The organism is Methylophaga sp. (genome assembly GCF_030651745.1).
On the sequence record NZ_JAUSCC010000134.1, the window covers coordinates 1 to 1916 of the forward strand.

At 47.7% G+C, this 1916-nt stretch carries 1 protein-coding gene; it reads left to right on the forward strand.

The window, feature by feature from the left end; genetic code table 11:
- Window positions 1-158: 158 nt before the first annotated feature.
- Window positions 159-1826 (forward strand): phosphate ABC transporter permease PstA, encoded by a 1668-nt coding sequence (pstA, locus tag Q7V21_RS15385; protein WP_304918123.1) that lies wholly within the window; start codon window positions 159-161, stop codon window positions 1824-1826.
- Window positions 1827-1916: the final 90 nt, after the last annotated feature.

Sequence of the window (1916 nt, forward strand, 5' to 3'; positions counted from 1 at the left end):
CCTGAAACGGCAGTCGGTTCGTCACATTTCCGAATCCTGTTCTTAGCGGCTCTTGTGTTGTTGGCTCTGACATTTATCGTCAACACCTTCGCCGAAATTATTCGTCAGCGGCTGCGTGCCCGCTACAGCAACCTGTAATTGGCATTTAAGGATCAAAAATGAAAACATGGTTTAAAAGTGGTGCGCCGTGGATTTGGCTGAATGGCGGTGCAGTGGCCATCTGTATGATTATGGTGGTCGGCTTGATAGGTCTGATTGCGGTACGTGGCTTTGGACATTTCTGGCCTGCTGATGTCGCTGAAATTGAAATTAACGACCATACCGGTAAACAAACAGTGGTATTGGGTGAAGTCGTACGTTCACAAACGATTCCTTCAGCAGTTGCCAGAGATGCCGGCAATTATGTACCAGATGATATCGAGCTGGTGACGCGTTATCTGATTAAACAAGGTAACCGTGACCAGACTGGCCGTGACTTCGTCTGGTACCTTGAACTGGGTATGGAAGATTTCCGTTACCCGGATACGGCGTATGTGGTTGAGCGTCGCGAGTGGGGTAACTTTTATGGCTATCCTTTAGCATTGCAACGTGAAGGTGAAGTGATTGCCACAGCCGCAGATGCTAATTTCTGGCCAATGATTCAAGAATCAGTAGATCGCAGTCTGAAATTGCATCGCGATATTCAGAGAATTGAAAAAGGCGAAATCGGCAGGATCAGCACGAGATTAAATGAGCTGCGACTAGATTTGCGTCGTCTGGAACTGCGCAATCCATCAGCTGATGTGCGTGCAGCAGAAGAAGCCCGTGTTGCCGAAGCGCGTGCTCAGTTAGAAATCGACTATCAGGTATTACGTAAAGATCTGGATGTGCTTTATCAGAGTACCAAGCGTGACACTTTGCAAATGCGCATGAGTGACAACAAGGAAGTTGCGATTTCTCTGGCAGATATTGTTAGGGTAACCGCGCCAAACACCATGTCTGTGCCAACCAAAATGGGCCAGTATGTCGAACGCCTTTGGGAGTTCTTATCAGAGCAACCACGTGAGGCCAACACTGAAGGCGGTATTTTCCCGGCTATCTTCGGTACGGTCACCATGGTATTTGTCATGTCAATTATGGTGACACCGTTCGGTATTCTGGCGGCCATTTATCTGCGTGAATATGCCAAACAAGGTTTGATGACACGCATTATCCGCATTTCGGTTTATAACCTCGCCGGTGTGCCATCAATTGTTTATGGTGTATTTGGTTTGGGTTTCTTCGTTTACTTTTTAGGCGGCAATCTTGACAGGCTGTTCTATGAAGCGGCGCTGCCCACACCGACGTTTGGTACGCCGGGTTTATTCTGGGCTTCATTAACGCTGGCATTATTAACACTGCCGATTGTTATCGTGTCGACCGAAGAAGGTCTGGCACGGATTCCATCAACCATTCGTCAGGGTAGTTTGGCGTTAGGTGCCACCAAAGCGGAAACCTTGTGGAAAGTTATTGTGCCATTAGCCACACCGGCAATGATGACCGGTTTGATTCTGGCGATTGCCCGAGCCGCTGGTGAGGTTGCACCACTAATGCTGGTGGGTGTAGTGAAACTGGCTCCGACATTGCCGGTTGATGCGACTTTCCCGTTCATCCATTTAGAACGCAAAATTATGCACTTGGGCTTCCATATATATGATGTTGGTTTCCAAAGTCCTAACGTCGAGGCAGCACGTCCGTTGGTTTATGCCACAGCATTGATACTGGTTATGCTGATTGTTGTGTTGAATTTAACCGCTATCAGTATCCGTAACCGCTTACGCGAACGTTATCGCAGTGCGTCCGATTAATGCTCAATGCATCCTGTAATTAAACGAGTATATGACTATGAATTCACAAGCAACTAACGCCACCCCGATTCGCGTTTCATTAAACCAATC

Coding starts and splice junctions, on each gene's coding strand:
- pstA (WP_304918123.1), top strand. CDS start 159: ATGAAAACATGGTTTAAAAGTGGTGCGCCGTGGATTTGGCTGAATGGC.